This window comes from Nonomuraea sp. B208, assembly GCF_057536035.1.
On sequence record NZ_BAAJOU010000010.1, the window covers coordinates 217,512 to 244,196 of the forward strand.

27 protein-coding genes are annotated in these 26,685 nt (G+C 72.2%); 16 read left to right on the forward strand and 11 right to left on the reverse strand.

What is annotated here, in order from left to right:
* Window positions 1-43 precede the first annotated feature (43 nt).
* The 4 genes from AC27IY_RS06610 (at window position 44) to AC27IY_RS06625 (ending at window position 2,679) form a co-directional block, all read left to right on the forward strand.
* Window positions 44-676 carry a DUF998 domain-containing protein gene (locus AC27IY_RS06610; protein WP_344206706.1) on the forward strand — a complete coding sequence of 211 codons (633 nt, stop codon included), beginning with the start codon at window positions 44-46 and terminating at the stop codon, window positions 674-676.
* A 29-nt stretch (window positions 677-705) separates the two neighbouring features.
* A complete protein-coding gene (locus AC27IY_RS06615) occupies window positions 706-1,173 on the forward strand; it encodes a universal stress protein (protein WP_344206707.1) in 468 nt (155 codons plus the stop codon).
* Between the two features lie 100 nt (window positions 1,174-1,273).
* Window positions 1,274-2,251 carry a phosphotriesterase family protein gene (locus tag AC27IY_RS06620; protein ID WP_423475164.1) on the forward strand — a complete coding sequence of 326 codons (978 nt, stop codon included), beginning with the start codon at window positions 1,274-1,276 and terminating at the stop codon, window positions 2,249-2,251.
* Window positions 2,252-2,292: 41 nt separating this feature from the next.
* The gene (locus tag AC27IY_RS06625) at window positions 2,293-2,679 is read left to right on the forward strand and encodes an STAS domain-containing protein (RefSeq protein WP_364453472.1); all 387 of its coding nucleotides are present in this window, start codon (window positions 2,293-2,295) and stop codon (window positions 2,677-2,679) included.
* A gap of 52 nt (window positions 2,680-2,731) precedes the next feature.
* On the opposite strand, the gene AC27IY_RS06630 is transcribed toward AC27IY_RS06625, so the two are convergent.
* The 3 genes from AC27IY_RS06630 to AC27IY_RS06640 are packed head-to-tail and all read right to left on the reverse strand — an operon-like array spanning window position 2,732 to window position 5,829.
* On the reverse strand, window positions 2,732-2,854 hold the full coding sequence (locus AC27IY_RS06630) for a hypothetical protein (protein ID WP_364453470.1): 123 nt from the start codon (window positions 2,852-2,854) through the stop codon (window positions 2,732-2,734).
* 49 nt (window positions 2,855-2,903) lie between these two features.
* Entirely contained in the window at window positions 2,904-4,553 is a 1,650-nt protein-coding gene (ilvD, locus tag AC27IY_RS06635; RefSeq protein WP_487177396.1) for a dihydroxy-acid dehydratase, read from the reverse strand.
* A 52-nt stretch (window positions 4,554-4,605) separates the two neighbouring features.
* The gene (locus AC27IY_RS06640) at window positions 4,606-5,829 is read right to left on the reverse strand and encodes a saccharopine dehydrogenase family protein (protein WP_487177397.1); all 1,224 of its coding nucleotides are present in this window, start codon (window positions 5,827-5,829) and stop codon (window positions 4,606-4,608) included.
* Window positions 5,830-5,931: 102 nt separating this feature from the next.
* Between AC27IY_RS06640 and AC27IY_RS06645 the strand changes: the two genes are divergently transcribed.
* Genes AC27IY_RS06645 through AC27IY_RS06655 form a run of 3 tightly spaced genes read left to right on the forward strand, consistent with a single transcriptional unit; the run spans window position 5,932 to window position 8,459 of the window.
* On the forward strand, window positions 5,932-6,630 hold the full coding sequence (locus tag AC27IY_RS06645; RefSeq protein WP_371248584.1) for a TetR/AcrR family transcriptional regulator: 699 nt from the start codon (window positions 5,932-5,934) through the stop codon (window positions 6,628-6,630).
* Window positions 6,631-6,639: 9 nt separating this feature from the next.
* On the forward strand, window positions 6,640-7,392 hold the full coding sequence (locus tag AC27IY_RS06650; RefSeq protein ID WP_487177398.1) for a DNA-formamidopyrimidine glycosylase family protein: 753 nt from the start codon (window positions 6,640-6,642) through the stop codon (window positions 7,390-7,392).
* Window positions 7,393-7,394: 2 nt separating this feature from the next.
* Window positions 7,395-8,459 carry a spore photoproduct lyase family protein gene (locus AC27IY_RS06655; protein ID WP_487177399.1) on the forward strand — a complete coding sequence of 355 codons (1,065 nt, stop codon included), beginning with the start codon at window positions 7,395-7,397 and terminating at the stop codon, window positions 8,457-8,459.
* A gap of 1 nt (window position 8,460) precedes the next feature.
* Here AC27IY_RS06655 and AC27IY_RS06660 read toward each other — a convergent pair whose 3' ends face one another.
* The 5 genes from AC27IY_RS06660 to AC27IY_RS06680 all read right to left on the reverse strand — a co-directional run bounded on the left by AC27IY_RS06660 (window position 8,461) and on the right by AC27IY_RS06680 (window position 14,104).
* Window positions 8,461-9,492, reverse strand: coding sequence for a hypothetical protein (locus AC27IY_RS06660; protein WP_487177400.1), 1,032 nt, complete (start codon window positions 9,490-9,492; stop codon window positions 8,461-8,463).
* 55 nt (window positions 9,493-9,547) lie between these two features.
* The gene (locus AC27IY_RS06665) at window positions 9,548-9,781 is read right to left on the reverse strand and encodes a hypothetical protein (RefSeq protein ID WP_487177401.1); all 234 of its coding nucleotides are present in this window, start codon (window positions 9,779-9,781) and stop codon (window positions 9,548-9,550) included.
* A gap of 148 nt (window positions 9,782-9,929) precedes the next feature.
* Entirely contained in the window at window positions 9,930-12,413 is a 2,484-nt protein-coding gene (locus AC27IY_RS06670; RefSeq protein WP_487177402.1) for a Tex family protein, read from the reverse strand.
* Between the two features lie 27 nt (window positions 12,414-12,440).
* The gene (locus tag AC27IY_RS06675; RefSeq protein WP_423475151.1) at window positions 12,441-13,604 is read right to left on the reverse strand and encodes an amidohydrolase; all 1,164 of its coding nucleotides are present in this window, start codon (window positions 13,602-13,604) and stop codon (window positions 12,441-12,443) included.
* A gap of 65 nt (window positions 13,605-13,669) precedes the next feature.
* Window positions 13,670-14,104 carry an RpiB/LacA/LacB family sugar-phosphate isomerase gene (locus AC27IY_RS06680; protein ID WP_344206721.1) on the reverse strand — a complete coding sequence of 145 codons (435 nt, stop codon included), beginning with the start codon at window positions 14,102-14,104 and terminating at the stop codon, window positions 13,670-13,672.
* Between the two features lie 115 nt (window positions 14,105-14,219).
* Here AC27IY_RS06680 and AC27IY_RS06685 point away from each other — a divergent pair, with 115 nt between their 5' ends.
* The 7 genes from AC27IY_RS06685 to AC27IY_RS06715 are packed head-to-tail and all read left to right on the forward strand — an operon-like array spanning window position 14,220 to window position 21,934.
* The gene (locus tag AC27IY_RS06685) at window positions 14,220-15,278 is read left to right on the forward strand and encodes an S-methyl thiohydantoin desulfurase family protein (protein ID WP_487177403.1); all 1,059 of its coding nucleotides are present in this window, start codon (window positions 14,220-14,222) and stop codon (window positions 15,276-15,278) included.
* On the forward strand, window positions 15,271-16,809 hold the full coding sequence (locus AC27IY_RS06690; protein WP_487177404.1) for a hydantoinase/oxoprolinase N-terminal domain-containing protein: 1,539 nt from the start codon (window positions 15,271-15,273) through the stop codon (window positions 16,807-16,809). Before AC27IY_RS06685 ends, AC27IY_RS06690 begins: the two co-directional genes overlap by 8 nt.
* A 22-nt stretch (window positions 16,810-16,831) precedes the next feature.
* Window positions 16,832-18,454, forward strand: coding sequence for an ABC transporter substrate-binding protein (locus tag AC27IY_RS06695; RefSeq protein ID WP_487177405.1), 1,623 nt, complete (start codon window positions 16,832-16,834; stop codon window positions 18,452-18,454).
* 3 nt (window positions 18,455-18,457) lie between these two features.
* Window positions 18,458-19,474 carry an ABC transporter permease gene (locus tag AC27IY_RS06700; protein WP_364453434.1) on the forward strand — a complete coding sequence of 339 codons (1,017 nt, stop codon included), beginning with the start codon at window positions 18,458-18,460 and terminating at the stop codon, window positions 19,472-19,474.
* The gene (locus AC27IY_RS06705; RefSeq protein ID WP_487177406.1) at window positions 19,471-20,301 is read left to right on the forward strand and encodes an ABC transporter permease; all 831 of its coding nucleotides are present in this window, start codon (window positions 19,471-19,473) and stop codon (window positions 20,299-20,301) included. The genes AC27IY_RS06700 and AC27IY_RS06705 overlap by 4 nt, the downstream gene beginning before the upstream one ends.
* Complete coding sequence (locus AC27IY_RS06710; RefSeq protein ID WP_449953931.1) at window positions 20,298-21,035, forward strand: ABC transporter ATP-binding protein; 738 nt, start codon at window positions 20,298-20,300, stop codon at window positions 21,033-21,035. The genes AC27IY_RS06705 and AC27IY_RS06710 overlap by 4 nt, the downstream gene beginning before the upstream one ends.
* Window positions 21,032-21,934 (forward strand): ABC transporter ATP-binding protein, encoded by a 903-nt coding sequence (locus AC27IY_RS06715; RefSeq protein WP_487177407.1) that lies wholly within the window; start codon window positions 21,032-21,034, stop codon window positions 21,932-21,934. Before AC27IY_RS06710 ends, AC27IY_RS06715 begins: the two co-directional genes overlap by 4 nt.
* Here AC27IY_RS06715 and AC27IY_RS06720 read toward each other — a convergent pair.
* On the reverse strand, window positions 21,912-22,268 hold the full coding sequence (locus AC27IY_RS06720) for a DUF742 domain-containing protein (RefSeq protein WP_329590998.1): 357 nt from the start codon (window positions 22,266-22,268) through the stop codon (window positions 21,912-21,914). The genes AC27IY_RS06715 and AC27IY_RS06720 overlap by 23 nt on opposite strands.
* Window positions 22,261-24,117 carry a sensor histidine kinase gene (locus AC27IY_RS06725; RefSeq protein ID WP_487177408.1) on the reverse strand — a complete coding sequence of 619 codons (1,857 nt, stop codon included), beginning with the start codon at window positions 24,115-24,117 and terminating at the stop codon, window positions 22,261-22,263. Before AC27IY_RS06725 ends, AC27IY_RS06720 begins: the two co-directional genes overlap by 8 nt.
* Before the next feature lie 208 nt (window positions 24,118-24,325).
* Here AC27IY_RS06725 and AC27IY_RS06730 point away from each other — a divergent pair, with 208 nt between their 5' ends.
* Complete coding sequence (locus tag AC27IY_RS06730; RefSeq protein ID WP_487177409.1) at window positions 24,326-25,885, forward strand: ABC transporter substrate-binding protein; 1,560 nt, start codon at window positions 24,326-24,328, stop codon at window positions 25,883-25,885.
* On the opposite strand, the gene AC27IY_RS06735 is transcribed toward AC27IY_RS06730, so the two are convergent.
* Window positions 25,861-26,040 carry a hypothetical protein gene (locus AC27IY_RS06735; protein WP_344206732.1) on the reverse strand — a complete coding sequence of 60 codons (180 nt, stop codon included), beginning with the start codon at window positions 26,038-26,040 and terminating at the stop codon, window positions 25,861-25,863. The two genes, AC27IY_RS06730 and AC27IY_RS06735, sit on opposite strands and share 25 nt — an antisense overlap.
* Before the next feature lie 18 nt (window positions 26,041-26,058).
* Between AC27IY_RS06735 and AC27IY_RS06740 the strand changes: the two genes are divergently transcribed.
* A complete protein-coding gene (locus AC27IY_RS06740; RefSeq protein WP_487177410.1) occupies window positions 26,059-26,679 on the forward strand; it encodes a hypothetical protein in 621 nt (206 codons plus the stop codon).
* Window positions 26,680-26,685: the final 6 nt, after the last annotated feature.

The following is a 26,685-nucleotide window of genomic DNA, read 5'->3' on the forward strand; positions in this document are numbered from 1 at the left end:
TCTCGGATACTCCGCGAAGCCGTGTTCCACGAGCTTAAGAGGCATGAAGGCATTGCTCGTCAGCGGATTCGCGACCATCGGCGCCGGGGCAGGCGCCATGCTCACCCTGCACGCCGAGGCGGGGCTCGACCCCATGCACACCGTGATCAGTGAGTACGCCTGGCAGCGGTCCGGCTGGCTGCTGCCGGCCTCGCTGACCCTGTTCGCGGTGGGCGCGACGCTGATGGCCGAGGCGCTGCGCCGGAGCGGCGGCAACCGCTGGGTCGTGGGGCTGCTGGTGGCGTGGGGCGCGAGCATGTTCCTCATCGGGGCCTTTCCCACCGACCGGCCGGGCGTGCCTTTGTCGTTGTCGGGAGGCATCCACCGCTATGCCGCCTTCGCCGCCTTCCTCATGATGCCTGTCGCCGGGTTGCTGCTGGCCAGGGCCCGGGTCCGGTACGCCCGCGCGATGCGGATCCTCTGCCTGGTCGCCCTCGGGGCGCTCGTGCTGGTCGTGATCCCGTACGTGGTGCGCATGTTCGGCCTCCCGCTCACCAACGACGACATCCCCGCCGGGCTCATCCAGCGGACCGTCGTGGTGACCGAGATCGCCGTGCTGGCGCTGGCCGGGCTGTCGATGCTGCGGCCGGCCGCCCGGCGCGCGCTCGCGGCCCGTCCGGTGATCGGGCAGGCGTGAAAGGCGCGGGCCGGGAAAGAAGTGCTGGCATGACGATCCTGATTGCGTACGACGGCTCCGACGACGCCAAGGAGGCCATCGCCTTCGCCGGGCGGATGTTCAAGGGCGAGCAGGCGGTCGTGCTGACGGTGTGGGAGCGCCTGGCGATGAGCTCGGCGCGGGCCTCGGCGGGCCTCATGATGACCATCGACACCGACGCCGCGGGCGACCAGGCCATCGGCAAGGCGATGGACGAGCTGGCCAGGCGCGGCGCGGACCTGGCCAGGCAGGCGGGCCTCGACGCGACGCCCCGCTGCGAGGCCGACGCGGTGGCGGTGTGGGCGGCCATCGTGGACGTGGCCGACGAGCTCGACGCCACGCTCATCGTGACCGGCACCCGTGGGCTCGGCGGGGTGCGCTCGCTGCTGCTGGGCAGCACCTCGGACCGCGTGCTGCACCACGCCCACCGCCCGGTCCTGGTGGTCCCCTCCCCGAAGACGGACCCCGAACCCGCGTAGGCCCCTGCCGCCAGCCGGAGGCGGTCCGGTGTCGCTCATTGACGGCCGGTCTTCCCGACGTCTAGGTTGACGCCAACCGACCAGCCGGTATGGAGGCAGGATGCCCACCGTGCAGACCGTCCGCGGGCCCGTGAACGTCGACGACCTCGGCCAGACCCTGATGCACGAGCACGTCTTCGTCGTGGCCACCGAACATCTCGACAACTACGGCAAGGGCTCATGGTGGGACGAGGAGCACCGGGTCGCCGACGCGGTCACCAAGCTCCGCGGGGTGGCCGCCAAGGGCGTGCGGACCATCGTGGACCCCACCGTGTGGGGGCTCGGCCGCTACATCCCGCGCATCCAGCGCGTCGCCGAGCAGGTGCCCGAGCTGAACATCGTGGTCGCGACCGGCATCTACTCCTTCGAGGAGCTGCCCCACCAGTACGAGCACCGCGGCCCCGGCCTGTTCTTCGACCTCCCCGACCCGATGATCGACGACTTCGTCCGCGACCTGACGGAGGGCATCGCCGACACCGGCGTCAAGGCGGCCTTCCTCAAGTGCGTGGTCGAGCACAAGGGGCTGACGCCCGGCGTGGAGCGCATCTGCCGGGCCGTCGCCCAGGCGCACGTCCGTACGGGCGCGCCGATCACCGTGCACACCAACTCCTTCACCCAGAGCGGCCTCATCGCGCTCGACCTGTTCGCCAAGGAGGGCGTGGACCTGACGAAGGTCGTCGTCGGCCACGCCGGCGACAGCAACGACCTCGACTACCTCATGCGGCTGGCCGACACCGGCGCGACCCTCGGCATGGACCGCTTCGGCCTCGACATCTACAACCCGACGCCGCAGCGGGTGGCCACGATCGCGGCCCTGTGCGGGCGCGGCTACGCCGACCGGATGGTCCTCAGCCACGACGCGGCCTGCTTCATGGACTACTTCGGCGGGGCCTGGGACGAGGCGCACAGCACGCTCGCGCCGAACTGGCGCTACGATCACATTCACGACGACGTGCTGGCCGCGCTGCTGGACTCCGGCGTGACCGACGGCCAGATCGAGCAGATGCTGGTGTTCAACCCGAAGCGCTACTTCTCGTAAAGTGAGTGGATCGGGAGAGCGACGCGGGTAGGTGGAGCTGGGTGACTTCGGAGCAGGCCTTGTCGATCAGCCTCGGACTCCAGGGACCCTGCGTCATCGCGAGGTTGACGGGGGACTTCGACTTCGGCTCGGCGGCCGAGGTGCGTGACCGTGTCACCAAGGCGCTCGATCTCACCCAGCCCCCGATGCTCGTCATCGACATGCAGGCCGTGAGCGTGTGCGACTCCTCAGGGCTGTCCGTGCTGGTCTATCTGCACAAGGCCGTCACCGCCTCCGGCGGGCGGCTGCTGCTGTCGGGGCTCAACGGGCGGTGCGAGCACCTGTTCGCGATCACCGCGCTCGACAAGTTCTTCGACATCCGCCGCACGGCGGAGCTGGCCATCGCCGAGCTCAACGAAGCGGGCGACGCGCCGCCGTTCACCGGGTAGACAGCAGAAGAGCCGGCCCCCCGGGCAGGGGACCGGCTCTTCGTGTGGGGGCTCAGCTGGTGACGAGGAGTGCCAACCCGATGAGCACGACGACCGGGACGAGCCACATCACGGCCTCGAAGGCGAACTCCTTGTACATCGCGTAAGTCTCCTCTGTGTCGCTCTCATCAGGCACGAACGCCTATAAGGCATGACCGAAACGTCTCTGCGCAGCATAGCCGCCGTCAAGCGGTGACCGCGCCGTCGGAGGCGGAACCCACGGTCCTGACGTACTTCGCCAGCACGCCCCGCTCGACCGCGCGCTCCGGCCGCCGCCACGCGGCCCGGCGCGCGGCCAGCTCCTCCTCGGGCACCAGCAGGTCCAGCGTGCCGGCCGCGCTGTCGATCACCACGGTGTCGCCGTCGCGCACCAGCGCGATCGGGCCCCCGTGGTACGCCTCCGGCGTCACGTGCCCGATCACCAGCCCGTGCGAGACGCCGCTGAAGCGCCCGTCGGTGACCAGCGCCACGGACGTGCCGAGCCCGCGCCCGACGAGCGGCCCGGTGATCGAGAGCATCTCGCGCATGCCGGGACCGCCCGCCGGGCCCTCGTAGCGGACCACGATGACGTCGCCCGCCACGATCCGGCCTTCCTGGATGGCGGCGTAGCAGTCGTTCTCGGAGTCGAAGACCCGGGCCGGGCCCTCGTGCCGGAAGTCGTCCTTGCCGCCCAGCTTCAGCACGCAGCCGTCGGGGGCGAGCGAGCCGCGCAGGATCGCCAGCGCGCCGCGCGGCTTGAACGGCCGCGTCACGTCCGCCACGACCTCCTGGCCCGGCCGCTCCTCGGCCTGCGCGGCCACGTCGGCGAGGGTGCGGCCGTCCGCCAGCGTCACGTTCTCGCGCAGCAGCCCGGCCTCCAGCAGCCGCCGCGCCACCAGCGAGGTGCCGCCCGCCCGCCACAGGTCCAGCGCGGTGTAAGGACCGCCGCTCGGCTTGAGCCCGGTGATGATCGGCACCCGGCGGCAGATCTCGCCGATCTCGTCGATCACCAGCGGCAGCCCGGCCTCGCGGGCGATGGCCAGCAGGTGCAGCACGGCGTTCGTGGAGCCGCCCATGGCGGCCACCGAGACGATCGCGTTGTGCAGCGCGTCCTCGGTGAGCACCCGTGACGGCCGGGCGTCGCGGGCCAGCGCGTCCATGGCGAGCTCGCCGACCCGCCGCGCCGCGGCGTTCTTCTCCTCCGCCACGGCCGGGATGTCGCCGATCCCGAACGGCGCGAGGCCCAGGAAGTCGGCGACCGAGCCCATGGTGTTGGCGGTGTACTGGGCGGCGCAGGTGCCGGCCCCGGGACAGGCGTGCCGGGCCAGGTCGTCGAGGTCGGCCTGGTCGAGCCGGCCGACCTCGCGCTCGCCCAGCGCCTCCCACATGTCCTGGATCGTCACGTCCCGGCCGCGCCACCGGCCCGGCATCATGGTGCCGCTGTAGAGCACCACGGACGGCACGTCCAGCCGGGCCAGCGCCATGATGGCGGCCGGCACGGTCTTGTCGCAGCCGACGATCGCCACCAGGGCGTCGAAGCCGTGCGCGCGCCCCATGAGCTCGATCGAGTCGGCGATGACCTCCCTGCTGACCAGGGACGCGCGCATGCCCGGGGTGTGCATGGTGAGGTTGTCGGAGACCGCGATGGTGTTGAACTCCATCGGCGTGCCGCCCGCCGCGCGCACGCCCTCGGCGACGTGCGCGGCGAGCTCGCGGTGGGTGAGGTTGCACGGCATGGTGCCGGTCCAGGTGGAGGCGATGCCGACCACGGGCCGGCGCTGCTCCTCCTCGGACAGGCCCATGGCGTACAGGTGGGAACGGGCGGGTGCGCGGTCGGGATCGTCGGCGATGCTCAAGGGGGTCCTCCCGATGTACGGTTGTCGCCCCCTTATGATCCCGGACGCCGTCTCACTGCTCCCGCATGCCCCAGGGGGAACCGTACTCGACGAGCAGGTCCAGGAACGGGCGCGGCTCGAACGCCTCGGGGCCGAGCACGCCCGCGCCCTTCCACGTCCCGTCGGCCAGCAGCTCCAGGGCGATCACCGGGTTGACGGCGGTCTGCCAGACGACGGCCTGGGAGCCGTACTCGCGCATCGACCACTGGTTGTCGACCACGTGGTAGAGGTACACCTCGCGCGGCCGGCCGTCCTTGACGCCCTTCACCCACGTGCCGGCGCAGGTCTTGCCGCGCATGCGCGCGCCCAGCTCGGCCGGGTCGGGCAGGACCGCGGCCACCACGTCGCGCGGTGACACCCGCACCGTGGTCCCGCCGTCGCCGCGCACGGGGACCGGCTCGGTGCGGTCCACGCCGAGCGCGTGCAGGGTCTTCAGCGTGTCGATGAACTCCTCGCCGAGGCCGTACTTGAAGGTGACCCGGCGGGCGTCGACCCAGCGGGGGACCAGCAGGACCTCCTCGTGCTCGACGTTCACGCACTCGACCGGGCCGATGCCCTCGGGGAAGTCGAAGACCTCGGGCTCGCTGAAGGGCTCGGTGGTGTACCAGCCGCGGTCCTTCTCGTAGATGACCGGCGGGTTGAGGCACTCCTCGATGGTGGTCCAGATGGAGAACGACGGGGCGAAGTCGTAGCCGTCGACGGTGAGGTTGGCGCCGTCCCTGATGCCGATCTCCTCGATCTCGTCGAAGAGGTCGTCGGCGGCGTAACGGGCGAAGACGTCGGCGAGGCCGGGCTCGACGCCCATGCCCACCAGCGCGAGGCGGCCGGAGGCGGCCCAGTCGGCCGAGCGGGCGAACTGCTCGTCGCCCAGCTTGACCCCCACCTCCTCGTACGGCCGCTCGGGGTGCGGCCTGGACATCGACATCGCCATGTCGAGGTAGTCGGTCCCGGCCGCGAGCGCCGCGTCGAACAGCGGCAGCACGAAGCGCGGGTCGGTGGCGTTGAGGAGCACGTCGCAGTCGTGCTCGCGGAGCAGGGCGGTGACGGCGTCCCGGTCGGCGGCGTCCACCTTGACCGGCGTGAACCGGTCGGCGTCGGCGCCCAGCGCGGCGACGGCCGCCTTGGCGCGGGGCAGGTCGTAGTCGGCGACGAGCATGTGGTCGAAGAACGTGCGGCGGGCGGCGATCCGTGTGATGGCGGTTCCCACCCCGCCGGCTCCCACGAGAAGGATACGCATGACGAAAAAATCCCCTTTGGATGCTTTTGGGGGGCTGTGTCACTAATCCAACTGCACTACGCTCATCAACGTCAATGGCGTTGGCATAAGGAAGGTTTCGCGATGGCGAAGCGGGTGGTGCCGGAGACGGCACGCAGGCGGCGGCGGCCGACCAAACAAGGGCAGGTCCTGACTCATCAGCTCATCGTGGAGACGGCGCTGCGCATGCTCCGCGAGCACGGCGCCGCCGGTCTCACCGCCCGCCGGCTCGGCCTCGCGCTCGGCGCCGACGCCAGCACCGTCTACCGCTACTTCCGCGGCATGGACGACCTGGTCCTCGCCATCGCCGACGAGCTGTTCGGGCACGCCGTCGAAGGCTGGTCGCCGAGCGGCGACTGGCGGGCCGACCTGCGCGAGCTCGGCCTGCGCATCCACCACGCCTACCTGACGCACCCGCAGGCCGCCGTGCTCACCGCCAGCCGCGTCACCGGCCTCCCCCAGGAGGTCGCCACGGACGAGATGATCCTCGGCATCCTGCGCGGGGCCGGCTTCCCCGACGCCGACGCGGTCCGCATCTACCACGCCTTCATCGACCAGAGCCTCGCCTTCTCGATCCTGGACGCCGCCACCCTCTCCCTGCCGCCGGCCGCCCGCGAGGCCGACGAGGAGGTCTGGCGCGACACCTACGCCCGCCTGCCCGCCAGCACCCACCCCCACATCGCCGCGACCGCCCCGCTGCTGGTCGCCCGCATGAACGACAGCGCCTACCCGACCGCGCTCGACATGCTGCTGGCGAGCGCATCAGCCCAGCTCAGGGGGTAGAGGGGCGGTGTGCCTGAGGGACATCTGGTTCACCGCCACGCCGACGAGCAGCAGGCGGCCCTGGGCGGGCGCGTCGTGCGCGCCTCCGGGCCGCAGGGCCGCTTCGACGCGCGGCCCTACGACGGGCGGACGCTGAGCGCCGTCGAGGCCCTGGGCAAGCACCTGCTGTACCACTTCGAGGACGCCCCCGCGATCCACGTGCACCTCGGCATGCGCGGGATCTTCCTGCGGTACGACGGCCCCGCGCGCGAGCCCCGGCGCGGGACGCGGCTCCGGCTGGCCACGGGCGACGTGGCGTTCGACCTGATCGCGCCCATCCAGTGCGAGGCGTACGGCCCCGGCGAGGTGGCCGCGCTGCGGGCCTCGCTCGGGCCCGACCCGCTGCGGGACGACGCCTCCAGGGACGAGGCCGTACGGCGGTTGACCGCGTTCGGCGGGCCGGTCGGCGCGGCCGTGCTCGACCAGAAGGTGTGGGCGGGCATCGGCAACGCCTGGCGGGCCGAGCTGCTGTTCCTCGTCGGCCTGCATCCCGCCGCCAGGGACGTCGGCGCGGAGGGCGCCGGGCGGCTGTGGGACACCGCGGCCGAATACCTCGCCCTGGGGCGCGACGCCGGGCAGGTCGTCAGCGATCCCGACCGGCCCGACGAGCGCTGGGTCTACCGCCGCGAGCACTGCCGCCGCTGCGGCGCACCCGTCCTGACCTGGGAACTCGCTTCCAGGACCGCATACGCTTGTCCTGTGGACCAGCCAGGGAAGGGGTGAACATGCGGACACAGCCGCTCCTCGACGTCCGGCGCGTCTACGTCGAGCCGGAGGCGGCCGGGCTGCCGCGCGGGCAGGAGATCCTCGCCCGCTTCCCCGACGCCGAGCTCATCGAGATCGGCAGCCACCACCGCATCCCCGAGCTGTACGGCGACGAGACCAACGTCAACCGCTGGGTGCGCATCAAGACCGAGGCGCTGGTGCTCGGCGTCAAGAAGTCGCTCACCGCCCGCCCCAACGACCGCTCGGCCGACTTCATCGCGCCCTCAACCGCCAACGGCTGCGCGATGGCCTGCGCCTACTGCTACGTGCCACGCCGCAAGGGCTACAGCAACCCGATCACGGTGTTCGCCAACATCGACAAGATCCTCGGGTACGTCCGCCGCCACGCCGGCCGCCAGGGCGTCAAACCGGCGCCCAACCAGGCCGACCCGCGCGACTGGATCTACGACATCGGCGAGAACTCCGACTGCTCGGTCGACGCCACGATCTCCGACAACGTGCGCGACCTGGTCCGGCTGTTCCGCGACCTGCCCAACGCCAAGGCCAGCTTCGCCACCAAATACGTCAACCGCGACCTGCTCGACTGGGACCCACGGGGCCGCACCCGCATCCGCTTCAGCCTCATGCCCGCCGCCGACTCCAAGCTGCTCGACATCCGCACCTCGCCGATCGCCGAGCGCCTGGCCGCCATCGACGACTTCGTGGCCGCCGGCTACGAGGTGCACGTCAACTTCAGCCCCGTCGTGGTGCGGGACGGCTGGCTGGAGAGCTGGGGCGAGCTGTTCGACCAGCTCGACGCCGCCCTCGGTCCGCAGGCGAAGGCCCAGCTCGCCGCCGAGGTCATCTTCCTCACCCACAACGACCGGCTGCACGAGGTCAACCTGGGCTGGCACCCGAAGGCGGAGGAGGTGCTGTGGCGGCCGGAGCTGCAGCAGGCCAAACGGTCGCAGACCGGCGGCTGGAACGTCCGCTACCGCACCGGGCAGAAGGGGCGTCACGTCGCCGCCCTCACCGATCTGATCGCGGCGAGGCTGCCGTACTGCCGGATCCGGTACGCCTTCTGACTCACCCGTCCTGCGGGTCCTGGCCGAGTCTGGCTCGGGCGAGGCGTTTGCCGAGGCCGGCCAGCGATTCGTCGGCCATCAGCGCGGCCAGGCGCGGCGCGTCCTCGTCGATCCGGCGCGACACCTCCGGCTGGTCACCGTTGAACCGCGTCCACGCCCGCACCACCTCCGGCATCGCGGCGATGGCCGCGTCCGACAGGATCGCCTCGCGCGGCAGCCACGAGGTCAGGAACCGCGACGCCCGGTCCGGGCTCCACCACAGCGGATGGTCACCGACGAACTCCCGCAGCTTCCCGAACGCCTCCCGCGCCCCCGGCAGGTCCGGCAGGCCCGCCAGCTCCGCGAACCGCTCCGCCGTGTCGTCGCCCGCTCCCCGCACCAGCCCCGGCACGCCCCGCGCCCGCGTCACTGCCAGCGCCCTTACGCCCGGCAGGGTGTCGGCCACCTCCGCCCCGAGCAGGCGGTCACCCAGCTCGAACGCGTCCAGCATCCGCCCCGCGACCACCCCCGGCTCGGCCGCCGCCAGCCCCAGATCGTCGAGGAACTTCACCTCCTCGACCACGGCGTCCACTGCCAGGCCGCCGTGCGGCTGGTCGATGCCGACCACCAGGACGTGCGGCTCCTTGCCGTTCTCGTAGCGGAAGCTCAGCGCCGCGAGGATCTGCTCGCCGTACGGGTCGGCCCTGCCGTACCAGGCGCCTTCGCAGACCACCCGTCCCATGCGCCGGGTCCATCCCGGCAGCGCCTCCAGCGCCCCTTCCGCGGCCCGCCCGAACACCGACCCGCCCGGGGATTCGCCGGGCTCCCGGACGGCGTCTGCCTGCTCCTGGGGCGCCACCGCGGCCAGGGCCGCGAGCGTCAACCGCGCCTCCGCGCGGCCGTCGCCGGTCAGCTCGCGGAGGAACGGCTCCACCTGTCCCGGCTCCAGCTCGGCCGTCAGCCGGGCCGCCCAGAGCTCGGTCCTGAGCGGGGAACGCCACCTGAGCAGGTCGCGAGCCTGCGCGAGCGCCGTACTGAACGTCGAAGTGCTCACCCTCCGACCGTAGCCCCCGCGCCGCCCTCGTCGCGCCCCGGGTGGCGGGGCGCGACTACTTCCTCAGCCAGAGCATGTAGTACGGGCTGTCCCAGCGGCAGTCGTACTCCTTGTAGTTCTCCATGACGAGCTTGGCCGTCCCCGCCTTGACGCAGTTCGTGAGCGTCCGGAAGGCCTGGTACGGGATCCAGCCCGCGGCCGTGGCACTGGCCGGGGAGGCGAGGGCGCCGGCGGTGAGGGCGCCGGCCATGGCCAGTGTCACGCCGAAACGTGCGGCTTTCTGTCGCATGACATCGTCCTTCCTTTGTGGGCGACGCACGCGCCGCCCGTACGGATGGACTCACGCTACAGCTTGTTGATCTAGAAAAATCGGTAATTGTGGATCTTGTCCGGAAGATCCGGCGATCGGTTGAGCGGCCGCCCCGGACAAGTCCCGGCTAGCGGCGGTCGTCGCCGGTGAGGCCCGCCTTGCGGAGGGCTTCGGCCATGGCGCCCGTGGGGGCGGGGCTCTGGCGGCGCTGACCGCCACCACCACGCTGGCCGCCCTGGCCCCGGCCGCCTTCACCACGTCCGCCGTCGCCCCCGCGCCGGCCGTCACGACCACCCTGGCCGCCCTGACCACCTTGACCGCCCTGGCCCCGGTCGCCGCGGGCGCCGTCACCACGAGCGCCGTCACCGCGTCCGCCGTTGCCCCGGGCGCGGTCGCCGCGGGCGCCGTCCCCTCGGGCGCCCTCACCCCGGGCGCCGTTGGAGCGGCGCGGGCCGTCGGACTGGGCCGTGGCGTCGTCCTCCAGGCGCAGGGTCAGGGAGATGCGCTTGCGCGGGATGTCGACGTCCAGCACCTTCACCCGGACGATGTCCCCGGGCTTGACCACGTCACGCGGGTCCTTGACGAACGTGCGGGACATGGCCGACACGTGCACCAGACCGTCCTGGTGGACGCCGACGTCGACGAAGGCGCCGAAGGCGGCGACGTTCGTGACCACGCCCTCCAGGATCATCCCGGACGACAGGTCGGAGATCTTCTCGACGCCCTCCTTGAACGTGGCGGTCTTGAAGGCGGGACGCGGGTCGCGGCCCGGCTTCTCCAGCTCGCGCAGGATGTCGGTGACCGTCGGCAGGCCGAAGGTGTCGTCGGTGAAGTCGTCAGGACGCAGCGAGCGCAGGGCGGCGGTGTTGCCGATCAGCGACTTGAGGTCGGTCTTGACCGAGCCGAGGATGCGGCGGACCACCGGGTAGGACTCGGGGTGCACGCTCGACACGTCGAGCGGGTCGTCGCCGCCGCGGATGCGCAGGAAGCCCGCGCACTGCTCGAACGCCTTCGGGCCGAGCCGCGGCACCTCCTTGAGCGCGGTGCGGGTGCGGAACGGGCCGTTGGCGTCGCGGTGCCGCACGATGCTCTCCGCGAGCGTGGCGCCGATGCCCGACACGCGCGTGAGCAGCGGCGCCGAGGCGGTGTTGACGTCGACGCCGACCGCGTTGACGCAGTCTTCGACCACGGCGTCGAGCGAGCGCGACAGCTTGGTCTCGGCCAGGTCGTGCTGGTATTGGCCGACGCCGATCGACTTGGGGTCGATCTTGACCAACTCGGCCAGCGGGTCCTGCAGCCGGCGGGCGATGGAGACCGCGCCGCGCAGCGACACGTCGAGCTCGGGCAGCTCCTGCGAGGCGTAGGCCGAGGCGGAGTAGACCGACGCCCCCGCCTCCGAGACCACGATCTTGGTGAGCCCCGGCATGTGCTTGCACAGCTCGCCGGCCAGCTTGTCGGTCTCGCGGGAGGCGGTGCCGTTGCCGATGGCGATCAGCTCGACGCCGTGCCGCTGCGCGAGCGCGCCGAGCACGGCGAGCGACTGGTCCCACTGGCGCTTGGGCTCGTGCGGGTAGATGGTGGCGGTGTCGACGACCTTGCCGGTGGCGTCGACCACGGCGACCTTCACGCCGGTGCGCAGGCCGGGGTCGAGCCCCATCGTCGTACGGGTGCCGGCCGGCGCGGCGAGCAGCAGGTCGCGCAGGTTGGCGGCGAAGACCCGCACCGCCTCGTCCTCGGCCGCCTGCCAGAGCCGCATCCGCAGGTCGATGCCCAGGTGGACGAGGATGCGGGTGCGCCAGGCCCAGCGCACGGTGTCGTTGAGCCACTTGTCGGCCGGCCGGCCCTGGTCGGAGATGCCGAACCGGGAGGCGATGCGCAGCTCGTAGTCGGGGCTGTCGTCGGGCTCCAGCGTGACGCTGAGGATCTCTTCCTTCTCGCCGCGGAACATCGCCAGGATGCGGTGGGAGGGCAGCTTGGTGAACGGCTCGCCGAACTCGAAGTAGTCGGAGAACTTGGCCCCCGCCTCCTCCTTGCCCTCGCGGACCTTGGACACGAGCCGGCCGCGCGTCCACAGCTGCTCGCGCAGGCCGCCGATGAGGTCGGCGTCCTCGGCGAAACGCTCGATGAGGATGGCCCGCGCGCCCTCCAGGGCCGCGCCCGCGTCGGCCACGCCCTCGGTGACGAAGCCCGCGGCCTCGGCGGCCGGGTCGAGGGACGGGTCGGCGAGCAGCCGGTCGGCCAGCGGCTCCAGCCCGAGCTCGCGGGCGATCTGCGCCTTGGTGCGCCGCTTGGGCTTGTAGGGCAGGTAGATGTCCTCCAGGCGGGCCTTGGTCTCGGCCGCCATGATCTGCTCGCGCAGCGCGTCGTCGAGCTTGCCCTGGGACTCGATGGACTCCAGGATCGCGGTGCGGCGCTCCTCCAGCTCGCGCAGGTAGCGCAGCCGCTCCTCCAGCGTGCGCAGCTGGGCGTCGTCGAGCGCGCCGGTGACCTCCTTGCGGTAGCGCGCGATGAACGGCACGGTCGCGCCGCCGTCGAGCAGTTCGACGGCCGCCTGCACCTGGCCGTCGCGTACGCCGAGCTCCGCGGCGATCCGCTGGTGAATAGAGAGCACTTGCCTGCCTTTCGATGGTCCCGCCGGTCAATTGTGCAGGACTGCGCCGTCCTTCATGACCAGAGTGCGCGCAGGGTGAACGACCACGGCCTCCGCCGCGCCGCCGCACGGCAGCACGACGAGGTCGGCCCGGTCGCCCGGCTTCAGCCCGTAGCCCCGCAGCCCGAGCAGGCGGGCGCCGCCCGTGGTGGCCGCCTCCAGCGCCAGCTCGATGTCCTCGTCCCTGCGGAAGGTGCTGCGGTAGGCGAGGTGCATGGCCCGCTCCAGCAGGTCGCCGCTGCCGTACGGCCCCCAGAGGTCACGGATGCCGTCGTGCCCGCAGGCGAGCGTGACGCCCGCCGCCCGCAGCTTCTTGACCGGCGGCACCGGGAAGTCGTAGACCGCCGCGGTGACCAGGGCCACGCCCGCCTCGGCCAGCCCCTGGACCAGCCGGTCCTGGGCGGCCTCGCCGAGCTGGCCCAGCGCGTAGGCGTGGCTCACCGCCACCCGCCCGCCCAGCCCGAGCGCCTTGGTGCGCTCGATGATCAGCTCCAGCTCCCAGCCGCCGAGCGTGCCGCCGTCGTGCAGGTGGATGTCGACGTGGGCGCCGTAGCGCTCGGCCAGGCCGAAGATCACGTCGAGGTGGCGCACCGGGTCGCGGTCGATGCCCGCGGGGTCGAGCCCGCCGACCGCCTCCACGCCGCTCTTGAGCGCCTCCTCCAGCAGCTCGGCCGTGCCCGGGTTGGTCAGCACGCCGTGCTGCGGGAAGGCGACCTGGCGCACCTCGACGGGCACGCGGGCGGCGGCCTCGCGCACGGCCTCCACGCCGCGCAGCCCGACCTGCGGGTCGATGTCGGTGTGCGTGCGCACGTGGGTGGTGCCGGCCGCGCTCATGCGCTCCAGCAGGGCCGTGATGCGCCCGGCGTCGGGCACGCCGAGCTCGGCCCGGCGGCCGAGGTCGTTGCCGATGCGGCCGGTGAGGGTGTCGTCGGCGGAGTGGGGCACCCACGGGCCGCCGTAGAGGGTCTTGTCGAGGTGGCAGTGCGCCTCGACCAGGCCGGGCAGGACGAGCTGCCCGGTGATGTCGGCCACCCGCGCGCCGGGCGCGTCGAGATCGGGGCCGACCTCGTGGATCAGGCCGTCGCGGACGAGGAGGTCGGCGGGCGACCCGAGCCCCCAGGGGAGCCCGCCGCGCAGGAGCACGTCGCTCATGCCAGCACCCTAGACGCCGCCGGTGACGTTTTCCCGGCCGCCGCGGTGACCGGACGGGCCGGCGGTCACATCTGCTCCAGGTGGGAGATGTTGGCCCGGTCGGCGGGGTCGTCGCTGGGGCGGCCGGCGAGCCAGGCGTCGAGGATCTCGCCGAGCACCACGTCGGAGGTGAGGCGCAGGCTCAGGGCGAGCACGTTGGCGTCGTTCCACTTGCGGGCCCCGTCGGCGGTGTAGGCGTCGACGCAGAGGGCGGCGCGCACGCCGGGGACCTTGTTCGCGGCGATGGAGGCGCCGGTGCCGGTCCAGCAGCACACGACGGCCTGCTCGGCGCGGCCCTCGGCGACGTCGCGGGCGGCGAGCTCGCAGGCCCACGCCCAGTCGTCGCGCTCTCCGTCGTCGAGCGCGCCGTGCGTGATCACCTCGTGGCCGCGCCCGCGCAGCTCCGTCACCACCCGCTCGGCCACGCCGTCCCTGCTGTCGGCGGCCACAGAGATCCGCATCCACGCCTCCGCCCGTCGTTTCTCCAGAGTCGTTCCCAAAGAGTACGGCCGGCACCTGCCCGACTGGCGAAAGCAGCGGCGGTGTGGTTGGTTGTGTCGCCAAATGAGCATTGATGTGAGCGATATCCCGGCTCTCGCCCGGGGCTGCGCCGTTCTCGGCACCGGCGGCGGGGGAGACGTCCGCACCGGGTCGCTGGCCGCCGTCCGGGCCATCCGCGAATACGGCCCCGTCCCCCTGGTCAGCCTGGCCGATCTGCCGGACGACGCCCTGGTGGTGCCGCTGTCCGGCATCGGCGCGCCGACCGTCAGCCACGAGATGATCCACAGCGAGGACGAGCCCCGGCGCGTCGCCGAGGAGGTCGAGCGGATCTTCGGCCGCCCGCCGAGCGCCGTCATGTCCTCCGAGATCGGCGGCTCCAACGGCGTCATCCCGGTCGCCTGGGCCGCCCAGCTCGGCCTGCCGCTGCTCGACGCCGACGGCATGGGCCGGGCCTTCCCCGAGGTCCAGATGGTCTCCATGTACGTCGCCGGCCTCCCGGCCGACCTGGTGATCATGTCCGACGTGCAGGGCAACGTGGTCACCATCCGCCCGGTGGACGGCCTGTGGTCCGAGCGCCTGGCGCGGGCGGTGTGCGTGGCCGCGGGCTCGTCCGCGCTGATGGCCGACTACGTGCTCACCGCCGCCGGCGCGCGGGGCGCGGTGATCGAGGGCACGGTCACGTACGCGCTGGAGGTCGGCAGGGCCACCGAGGGCGTCCCCGACCCGCTGGGCGCGCTCCAGAGCAGGCTCGGCGCCGCCCGTCTGGTCACCGGCAAGCTGACCGACGTGGAGCGGCGCACGACGGGCGGGTTCGTCCGGGGCACGGCCACGGTCGAGGGCACCGGCGACGACCGGGGCCGCACGCTCACGCTGGAGCTGCAGAACGAGAACCTGGTCGCGATCGAGGACGGCCGGCCGCTCGCGATGGTGCCCGACCTGATCACGGTCGTGGACACCGAGACCGCCGCCGCGATCCAGACCGAGGGCCTGCGCTACGGCCAGCGCGTGACGGTGCTCGCCTGGCCGTGCGACCCTCTCTGGCGTACCCCCAAGGGGCTGGAGACGGCCGGGCCGCGCGCCTTCGGCTACGAGCTCGACTACGTCCCGGTGGAGGAGCTGAGCGCCCATGTCTGACCTGCGGGTGGGGATCGACGTCGGCGGGACCAACACCGACGCGGTGGTGCTCGACGGCGACGGACGGGTGATCGCCAAGGCCAAGCGGCCGACCACCCCGGACGTGACGACGGGCCTGCGGGCCGCGCTCGACGCGGTGCTCGCCCCCCTGGGCGAGTCGCGGGAGCGGATCGGCCGCGTCATGCTCGGCACCACGCACGCCACCAACGCCATCCTGGAGCGGCGCAACCTCGGCCGGGTCGCGGTGCTGCGGCTCGGCGCGCCCGCCACGACCGGCGTCCCGCCGCTGTCCGGCTGGCCGGACGACCTGCGCAAGGCCGTCTCGGCGGGCGAGGCGGTGCTGCCCGGCGGCCACTACGTGGACGGCCGCGAGCTGGCCCGCCCCGATCTCGACGCCGTACGCCGCTTCCTCGACGCGGTCGAGGCGGAGGCGGTGGCGGTCACCGGCGTGTTCAGCCCGGCGAGCGGCGAGCACGAGCGGCTGGTGGGGGAGCTGGTCAGGGACGAGTACGGCCTGCCGGTCTCGCTCAGCCACGAGATCGGCTCACTCGGCCTGCTCGAACGCGAGAACGCGACCGTGCTCAACGCCGCGCTGTACGGGGTCGCCGCCGACGTGACGGGCGCGCTGGTCGCCGCGCTGGCCGAACGCGGTCTCGGCGCCCGCCCCTACCTGGCGCAGAACGACGGCACGCTCATGACGCTGGAGCACGCCGCCCGCCTGCCGGTCGCCACGATCGGCTCCGGCCCGGCGAACTCGCTGCGCGGGGCGGCGTACCTGTCGGGCGCGGCGGACGCGATCGTCGTGGACGTCGGCGGCACCTCCACCGACCTCGGCGTGCTGGCCGGCGGCTTCCCCCGGGAGTCGGCGGCGGCGGTCGAGATCGGCGGCGTGCTCACCAACTTCCGCATGCCGGACATCCTGGCCATCGCGCTCGGCGGCGGCACGGTCGTGCGGGAGCGCGGCCTCGGCCCCGACTCGGTCGGCTACCGCATCGCGGAGGAGGCCCTGGTGTTCGGCGGGGCCACCCCGACCATGACCGACGCCGCCGTGGCCGCCGGCCGCATCCCGCCGGACGATCCCGGCTGGCGGCTTGACATCTCGGAAGCAATCGCCGACATGCTGCAAAGGGCGGTGGCGGCCGCCGACGAGCTGGTCGCCGACGCCGTGGACCGCATGGCGCTGGGCCGGGCCGACCGGCCGCTGGTCGCGGTGGGTGGCGGGGCGTTCGTGCTGCCGGCCAGGGTGCCCGGCGCGGGCGAGCTGATCCGCCCGGAGCACGCCGAGGTGGCCAACGCCGTGGGGGCCGCGATCGCGCTGGCGAGCGGCAGAGTCGATACGATCTTGCCTGCGGGAGATAGCCGGACAAAGGCCATCGAAAGGGCCAAGGAGGAGGCGGCGGCCCGAGCCGTGGCGGCGGGGGCGGACCCTTCCCTCGTGGAGATCGTCGATCTCCTGGAGGTGCCGCTGAGCTACCTCTCCGAGCCCGCCGTGCGGGTACACGTCAAAGCAGCCGGACCCCTCGCCCGGTGACAGAACGGAAGGATCCCCCCACATGCGCTGGCACAAGCGTCTGCTCGTCGCCGGTGTGACCGGTGTCCTCGCCCTGACCGCGTCCGCCTGCGCGGGCGGTCAGGTGCGCGGCGCCGGCGGCACACCCGCGCCCCAGCAGAGCGGCACCGGCCAGAGCCAGAGTGCCCCGTCCGACGGCCCGGCGAACGACAGCACGTTCGTCTACGTCCCCAACCTCGACGTCGTCACCGACTGGGACCCGGCGACGTCCTACTCCAACGAGATCGTCGCGCTGTCGAACATCTACGAGGGCCTGACCCGCTACGACGCGCGGACCCAGAAGGCCGAGCCGCGCCTCGCGCTGAAGTGGACCGCAGGGGCCGGCGGCAAGGAGTGGACGTTCGAGCTGCGCCCCGGCGTCACCTTCCACTCCGGCAAGCCGCTGACGGCCGAGGCCGCGAAGAAGGCCATCGAGCGGACGATCGACAAGAAGGGCGGCGCGGCCTACATCTGGGACGCCGTGGACAAGATCGACGCCCTGGACGACAAGACGCTCAAGTTCACCCTGAAGTACCCGGCCCCGCTCGACCTCATCGCCTCCTCCGGCTACGCCGCCTACATCTACGACGTCGGCGCCGTGGACCCCGACGGCAAGAAGGACGCCGGCACCGGGCCGTACACGATCGACAGCTGGCAGAAGGGCAAGGAGACCGAGCTCACGCTGAAGGCGTACGAGGACTACTGGGGCGGCTGGCAGCCCGACCAGTACAAGAAGGTCGCCTTCCGCGTCACCCCGGAGATCACCACCGCCTGGCAGCTCCTGCAGAAGGGCGAGGTCAACTTCGTCCAGCGGCTCAACCCGCAGCTCTTCCAGCAGGCCGGCGCGACGGACGGGGTGCGCACCTCGCAGTCGCCGTCGTTCCAGAACCTGCTCGTGCTGTTCAACACCGCCTCCGGCCCGGCCAAGGACGAGCGGGTGCGCAAGGCGCTGCAGGCCGCCATCGACTACGACGGCCTGGTGGCGGCGCTCAAGGGCTCCGGGCAGAAGGCCAGCGGCCTGGTGCCGGACGGCCTGCTCGGCCACGTTCCCGGCATGCAGCCCAAGCAGGACCTGGACAAGGCCAGGCAGCTCCTGGAGGAGGCCGGCTACGGCCCCGACAACCCCGAGCTCAAGCTGAGCCTCACCTACGCCCAGGGCGACGACGACCAGAAGCTCCTGGTCACGCTGCTCAGCTCGGCGCTGAAGAAGCTCAACGTCACGCTCCAGGCCCGGCCCATGACCTGGAACGCGCAGTGGGACCTCGGCAAGAAGCGCGGCCAGGACGTCTTCGTCATGTACTGGTATCCGGACTACCCGGACGCCTACTCCTGGTTCCTCAACGTGTTCAAGAGCGCCGACGAGCCGCAGTTCAACCTGTCGTACCTGAAGGACGCGCAGATCGACGCGGGCATCGACGCGTTGCCCGAGCTCACGGCCACCAACCAGGTCCGCGCCGACGAGACCTACCAGGACCTGCAGCGGAAGATCATCGAGGAGCGGGCGGCGGTCGCGGTGCCGTACGTGCAGACCTACCAGCGGGCGCTCTCCGCGGACGTCGAGGGATATGTGGACAACCCCGCCTATCCCAACGTGGTCTTCTTCTACGACCTGAAGCGCGCAGCCTGACCCATGGCACGCCATCTGGCCCGCCGGCTCGGCCAGGCCCTCCTGGTCGTGGCCGGCGTGGTCGTGCTCACCTTCACCGTCATGAGGCTCGTGCCCGGCGACCCGGCGGTCGCCTACGCCGGGCCGAAGGCCACGCCCGAGCAGCTCGCCGAGGTCCGTGAGCGGTTCGGGCTGGACGAGCCGCTGCCCGCGCAGCTCGTCGCGTACGTGCGCGACCTGCTCACCGGCGACTGGGGCACCAGCCTGCGCACCCGCCAGCCGGTCCGCGACGACCTCTACCTCGCCTTCCCCGCCTCGCTGGAGCTGGTCGGCGCGGCGCTGGCGCTGGCGATCGTCGTGGGCGTCCCGGTCGGCGTGCTCGCCGCCCGCCACAACCGGCGGCTGCCTGACCTCGGCGTGCGCTTCACCAGCATGCTCGCGGTGTCCGTGCCGGTCTTCTGGCTGGCGCTCACCCTGCAACTGGTCTTCGCGAGCAAATTGGGCTGGTTCCCGATCGCCGGCGAGTACGACTCCTCGCTCGACACCACGAGCCCGCTCACCCTCTGGACCAACATCACGGTCGTCGACGCCCTCATCACCGGCAACTGGCCCATCCTCACCAGCACCCTCCAGCACCTGGTGCTGCCCGCGCTCGTCGTGGCCGCCTATCCCACCGGCGTCATCGCCCAGATGACCCGGGCGGCGCTCATCGAGGAGTCCGGCCAGGACCACGCGCGGATGGAGCGGGCACTCGGGTTCGGCGAGACGGCCGTGCTGACCAGGTTCGCGCTGCGGCCGTCGCTGGCGCCGGTGCTGTCGATCGTGGCGCTGGTGTTCGCGTACTCGATCGTCAACGGCTTCCTGGTCGAGGCGGTCTTCAACTGGCCGGGCCTGGGCCGCTACGCCGCCGAGTCGATCAAGGCGCGCGACACCCCGGCCATCGCGGGCGTGACGCTGCTGGTCGCGCTCGTGTACACGCTGGCCAACCTGGTCGTGGACCTGCTCCAGGGCGTCGTTGACCCCCGGGTGAGGGCCCGATGAGGCGGCGCTGGCTGCCCAGGATCCCCGACCGCTTCGCCGCGTTCGGCGCGGCCGTCGTCGTGCTCCTCGTGCTGGCCGCGATCCTCGCGCCCTGGCTGGCGCCGTACGACGCCGACCCCCGGCCCCTGGAGTCGCTGCTGCCGCCGAGCGGCGCCCACTGGTTCGGCACCGACAACGTCGGTCGTGACGTGCTCAGCCAGATCCTGTACGGCGCCCGCACCTCGCTGTTCATCGCCGTCGCCGTGCTCGCGGTCTCGGCCACGGCCGGGGTGACGCTCGGCATGGTCGCCGGCTACGCGGGCGGCTGGGCGCGCGACGTGATCATGCGGATCACGGACGTGTTCCTGGCCTTCCCCGCGCTGCTGCTCTCGCTGGCCCTCGCGGTCGTGCTGCCGCCGAGCGTCAACACGGTCGTGCTGGCCATCGCGGTGACCTGGTGGCCCTGGTACGCCCGCCTGGCCGCCTCCACGGCCGCCTCGATCGCGACGCGCGGCTACGTGGACGCCGCCCGCTGCCTCGGCGTGCCCGCGCCGCTGATCGTGCTGCGGCACGTGCTGCCGAACTCGCTCACCCCCGTCCTGGTCCAGATGTCGCTGGACGCGGGCGGGGTGATCCTGACCTCGGCGGCGCTGTCGTACCTCGGGCTGGGCGCGCAGGAGCCGACCGCCGAATGGGGGCTCATGGTGCAGCAGGGGCAGACGTACTTCACCACGAGCTGGTGGATGGTGACCTTCCCGGGGCTGGCGATCCTGGTGACGGCGTTCGCGTTCAACGTGCTCGGCGAGGGGCTGCGCAACGCGCTCGACCCGCGGAGGGTGGTCAAGTGATCGAGGTGCGCGAGCTCAGGGTGAGCTACGCCGGGCGCGTCGTCGCCGACGTGCCCGAGCTGGACGTGGGCGCGGGCGAGTGCGTGGCGATCGTGGGGGAGAGCGGGTCGGGCAAGTCCACGACGCTGCTCGCGCTGCTCGGCCTCCTCACGGACGCCGAGGTGAGCGGGCGCGTCACCGTCTGCGGCGTGGACGTCATGACCGCCCCGCCGCGCCGGCTGCGCGAGCTGCGCGGCGCGCGGGCGGCGCTGGTCATCCAGTCGCCGCAGGCCGCGCTCGCCCCCGCGACCCGGCTCGGCGTCCTCATGCGCCGCGCGCTGCGGCTGCACGGCAGGGAGGCGACGGACGCGGCCATGGCCGAGGCCATGCGGGCGGTGCTGCTCGACCCCGGGCTGCTGCGCCGCTACCCGCACGAGATCTCCGGCGGGCAGGCCCAGCGCTTCGCCATCGCGCTCGCCATCGCGCTCGGCGCGGAGGTCGTCCTCGCCGACGAGCCGACCAGCGCGCTCGACGTGACCGTACAGGCCGAGGTGGTCGCCGTGCTGCGCCGGCTGCGGGCCGAACGCGGCCTCGCGCTCCTGCTCGTCTCGCACGACCTCGCCCTGGTGTCCACGATCGCCGACCGGGTGCTGGTGATGAAGGACGGCGCGGTGGTCGAGTCGGGACCGGCCGCGGCGGTGCTGGCCGCGCCGGCCCATCCGTACACGCGCGAGCTCCTGGAGGCGCTGCCATGACCATGCTGAGGGCCGAGCGCGTCACCCTCGGGTACGGCGGGCGCCCCGTCGTCCACGACGTCAGCCTCGACCTCACCGAGGGCGGCGTCGGCCTGATCGGGGAGAGCGGATCGGGCAAGACGACGCTGGCGCGGGCGTTCCTCGGCCTGCTCAAGCCGATGTCCGGCGACATCGTGTACGGAGGCCGGCCCCTGCGCGAGGCCGACCCGCGCAGGTTCAGGAAGGACGTCCAGCCCGTCTTCCAGGCCGAGGCGCTCGACCCGCGCATGCGGATCGGCGCGTCCGTCGCCGAGGCGCTGCCGCGCCGCGAGCGGGCCCGCGTGGGGGAGCTGCTGGAACAGGTCGGCCTGGACCCGGCGCTCGCCGCCCGCCGGCCCCATCAGCTCTCCGGCGGCCAGCGGCAGCGGGTGGTGATCGCCCGCGCCCTCGCGGTCGGCCCCCGCCTGCTCATCCTCGACGAGCCGACCAGCGCGCTCGACGTGACGGTCCAGGCGCGGATCCTCGATCTGCTCGCCGGGCTGGACGCCGAGCGGCTGCTCATCACGCACAACCTCGCGGTCGTGCGGCGGCTCTGCCGGACCTCGTACGTGCTGTTCGCCGGCCGGGTGGTGGAGTCGGGGCCGACGGCGGAGCTGCTGGCCCGGCCGGCGCATCCGTACACGCTGGCCCTGCGCGACGCGGTCCCCCGCCTCGGCGGGCCGCCACCGGCCGCGACCGGCCACACGGAGGCCGTCCCGGCGGCGACCGGCTGCCCGTACCGGCTGCGCTGCCCGCTCGCCGTCGCGGAGTGCGAGCGCACCCCGGAACTCCGCGAGGTCACGGACGGCCGCCAGGCGGCCTGTCACCGCGCGGCGGACGTCCTCGGGCAGCCTCCGCTCAGAGAGCCTTCAGGCCGCTGATGACCTCCAGCAGGACCTTCGCGTCCGGTGCGGGGGGCGGGTGCTCGACCTGGACGAGTTCCTGCGCGTACAGGTCGCCGACCAGCACGCGGACCACGCCGATGGGCAGGTTGAGCTCGGCGGCCACGTCCACGAGGCGAGTGGGCTTGGTGCACTTCTGCAGGATGATCAGGTGCTCGGGGCCGAGGCCCACGGGCGCGGTGAGGCCGCCGGCGGTGATGATCACCGCGATGAGGTCGATGGCCTCGCTCGCGGGCACCGTACGGCCCCGGGTCAGCAGATAGGCGGGGACGATCGGACCGGCGTCCTCGTCCAGCCAGCGCTCGTCACTCACTGCGCACCACCCGCATGGGGCGTCTGGGCTCCTCGGCGGGAGCCTCGGGCTCTGCCACGTGCTCTTCCGGGATCAACACGATCGCGGTGGTCCCTCCATATGGTGAACCGCGCAACGTCACGCGGATGTCGTGCCTGGCGGCCAGGCGCGAGACGACGAACAGGCCCAGCCGGTCGCTGTCGGCCAGGTCGAACTCGGGCGGGCTGGCCAGCCGCTCGTTGTACTCGGCCAGCTCCTCGGGGCTCATCCCGAACCCGCGGTCCTCGACCTCGAAGACGAAGCCGCGCGCGGCCTTCTCCCCGCGCACGATGACCTGCGTCTTGTCGGGGGAGTAGACGGTCGCGTTCTCGATGAGCTCGGCGATCAGGTGGATCACGTCGCCGACCACCGGCCCGGCGAGGCGCTCGGCCGGCATCGGCTCGACGGTGACCCGCTGGTAGTCCTCCACCTCGGCCGCCGCGCCGCGCGCCACGTCGAGCAGCGGCACCGGCCTGCTCCAGCCGCGGCCCGGGATGGCGCCGGACAGGATGATCAGGCCCTCCGCGTGGCGGCGCATGCGGGTGGTGAGGTGGTCGAGCTTGAACAGGTCCTCCAGAGCGTCCGGCTCGGTCGCCCGGTGCTGCATGTCCTGGAGCTGGATGCGCTGGCGGTGCAGGAGGGCCTGGCTGCGCCTGGCCAGGTTGCGGAAGACGTGCCGGACGCCCTCCCTGAGCTGCGCCTGGCCGACCGCGGCCTCGACGGCGGTCTGCTGGACGGTGGAGAACGCCTGCCCGACGTCGTCGATCTCGGTGGTGGTGCTCGGCACCGACACCTCGGGCAGCTCGACCGTCTCGCCCTTGCGCAGCTTGGCCACCACCTGGGGCAGCCGCTCCTGGGCGACCTCCAGCGCGGCCAGCCGGAGCGCGCCCAGCTCCTTCGACAGCCGGTTGCCCATCCGCAGCGAGAACGCGATCGACACGACCACCAGCGCCAGGCAGAGCCCGGCCAGCATGAACGCCCGGCGCAGCACCTCGTCGGCGATCGGCTCGGCGCGGGCGTTCAGCGTCGCGCTGGCCCGCATGAGCGACTCCTGGAACGACTTCGCCAGCGCCTCCGTCGTGGCCAGCCAGCTCTTGGGCGTGCGGCCCGCGATGATCTGGTCCTCCATCATCCGCATCCGCTGGTAGGCGGGGGAGGAGATGAGGGCGACGTCGGCGTCGCGCAGCGGCCGGTCGAGCTCGCTCAGCGACTGGTCGACGAGGAAGCGCCGGTTGCCGACGATCTGGGTGAACAGCCTGCGCTCGGTCTCGGTGACCGGCCCGAGCGCGATGGCCTGCTCCCTGGTCAGCAGCTCCTTGGCGAAGCCGAGGTCGATGATCACGCGCGACTGCTCGTAGATGGGGATGTCGTCGATGAGGGCGACGTGCCGGTGCAGGCTGAAGATCGTGTCGATGATCGCGCTGTACGACTCCACGGTGTGCAGACGGTCGGACAGGCCCGCGTCGATCTCTCCTCGGATCGCGTCGAGCCTGTCGAGCTGCGTGTCCACCGCGTCCACCTGTGTGCGGATCTCTTCCGATCGGTTCTTGGATGTGCTGGAGAGCTGCCGGAACGTGTCCCTTGCCGCGTCGGTGCGGTTGCGCTGCGCGGCCACGGCGGCGGGGCCGGCCGTGTGGCGCAGGAGCTTCGCCGAGACCAGACGCTCACGCTGAATCTCGCTGATCAGTTTGTACGCGGGAAGGCGCAGGTTCGTCCAGACCGTTTTGTATTCGCGCAGCTCCAAACTCTCGGTCGCCGTGACGGCGGTGATGACTCCCCACAACACCACCATGGAGGCCAGTGGCACCAGCAGCAGTCCGATGATCTTCATGCGGATCGTCCGGCTACGACCCATGGCACCTCACTCCGGTCCTGGTCCCCTGGTGGCAACCCTGGACGGGACAGGCCCTGAGAATAGCAACGCGATCACTGAATTGCCCAATTTTTCGGGACTTTTGGGCACGTGTCGCCGGTCTTCATGATCTTGGAGTAGGTTTCCCGAGTACGTCGCTGAGAGGTCGCTGACAGAGGGAGATGCGTTGCGCCGTCGTCTCGCCGCGGCCGCCGCGCTGGCGCTCCTCGCGGCCTGCTCCTCACCTCCCGAGCCGGCCCGCGCCCCCGCGGGCGAGTCGACGTTCGTCCAGGTGAGAAATCTGGACGTCATCACCGAATGGGACCCGGGAAAGTCCTACTCCAACGAACTCATCGCCTTCCAGAACATCTACGAGACGCTCACGTTCTGGAATCCCGTGACGAAGAAGTCCACCCCGCGCCTCGCCACCTCCTGGCGCGCCTCGGCCGACGGCCGCACCTGGACGTTCAACCTCCGCACCGGCGTGACCTTCCACACCGGCCGCCCGCTCGACGCCGACGCGGTCAAGGCGTCCATCGAGCGCACGATGGCCACCAAGGCCGGCGCCTCCTACATCTGGGACGCCGTCTCCTCGATCCGGGCCGACGGGCCGTCCACGGTGACGTTCACGCTCAAGTACCCGGTGCCGCTGGACCTGGTCGCCTCCGCCGGGTACGCCGCCTACATCTACGACACCAAGGCCGCCCCCGACCTCACCGCCTGGTTCCAGCAGGGCAGGGACGCCGGCACCGGGCCGTACACCGTGGCCCGGTGGCAGAAGGACAAGGAGGAGGAGCTCACGCTCAAGGCGTACGACAAGTATTGGGGCGGGTGGAACAAACCCCACTACAACATGGTCAAGTACCGGGTCGTGCCCGACCCCGACCGTGCCTGGCAGCTCCTGCAGCGCGGCGAGGCCGACTTCGTCGAGCGGCTCAACCCCCGCCTGTTCTCCAGGGCGTCGGCCACGCCCGGCGTGCGCACCTCCGAGCGGCCGTCGTTCCAGACCGCGATGCTGCTGTTCAACACCGCGCAAGGGCCGATGAAGGACGTACGGGTGCGCCGCGCCGTACAGAAGGCCATCGACTACCGCGGCCTGATCAAGGACCTCAAGGGCGCCGGCTCGCCCACCAGCGGGGTCATCCCCGAAGGGCTGATGGGCCACGTACCCGGCCGCGAGCCCAAGCAGGACCTCGCCGCCGCCGAACGGCTGCTGCGCCTGGCCGGTTACGGGCCCGGCGGGCGGCCGCTGCGGCTGCGGCTGACGTACGGGGAGGGCGACACCGACTGGCGGCTGCTCGCCACCCACCTGGAGGCCACGCTGAAGCCGCTCAACGTCACCGTCCAGGCCACCGCCATGCCGTGGAACGACCAGTGGGAGCTGGGCAAGCGGCGCGGCCAGGACATCTTCGTCATGTACTGGTGGCCCGACTACGCCGACGGCTACTCCTACTTCGGCAACGTCTTCCACAGCGGCGAGCCGCCGGTGTTCAACCTGTCCTATCTCAAGGACGACGAGCTGGACGCGCTGCTCGACACCGTGGCCGAGCTGACCGTGACCGACCCGCCCGCGGCGCAGCGGGCGTACGAGCAGGCCACCCGCCGCGTGCTGGACCAGCGGGCGGCCGTGGCGCTGCCGTGGGTGACCAACTACCAGCGCGCCTACCTCGGCAGCATCCAGGGTTATGTGGACAACCCGGCGTACTCCGACGTCGTCTTCGTCTACGACCTGAGGCCCTCGGCCTGATCCTGCCCCTCGACCCGCTCTTTGAGCTTGGCCCTGATCTCCTCGGGCGTGTACGCGCGCCGCCGCCGCTCGGCGCGGGCGACCACCACCCCGGTCGCCGCCACGCCCATGACCCCGGCCAGCCCGAGCACCTTCCACCACCGCCGCTTGCGCATAGTGCCTAGGCTAGCGATGTGCTGACACTCGACGAGGCCGTCAAGGTGACGCGCACCGGCGATCTGTGGATCTTCCGCGGCCGCTCGGTGCCCGACCGCGCCATCCAGACGGTGACCAACAGCCCGGTCAACCACGTGGGCATGGCCATCGTGATCGAGGACCTCCCGCCCATGATGTGGCACGCCGAGCTCGGCCGGTCGCTGCCCGACCTGTGGGCCGGCGAGCACCATCGCGGCGTGCAGCTGCACGACCTGCGTGCGGCCGTCACCACGTGGGTCGGCAGATACGGCCAGCGCCCCTGGCTGCGCCAGCTCGAACCCGAGGTCACGCCGGAGATGGAGGACGCCGCGCTGCGCACGGTCGCCCGGCTGGACGGCACGCCGTTCCCCTCCACGGCCCGGCTGGCCGGCCGGTGGTTCCGCGGCCGCGTCCCGTGGCGGGCCCGGCAGGGGATGGCGCTGGAGAGCGCCTACTGCGCGGAGGTCGTGGCGGCCACGTACGAGGAGATGGGCCTGCTGCCCGCCGGCCGCCGCCCCAACTGGTACGACCCGGGCCGCTTCTGGAGCGGCGACGACCTGGAGCTGCTGACCGGCCGCCGCCTCGGCAACGAGATCACCATCGGCGTCGAACGGACGTGAGCCCCG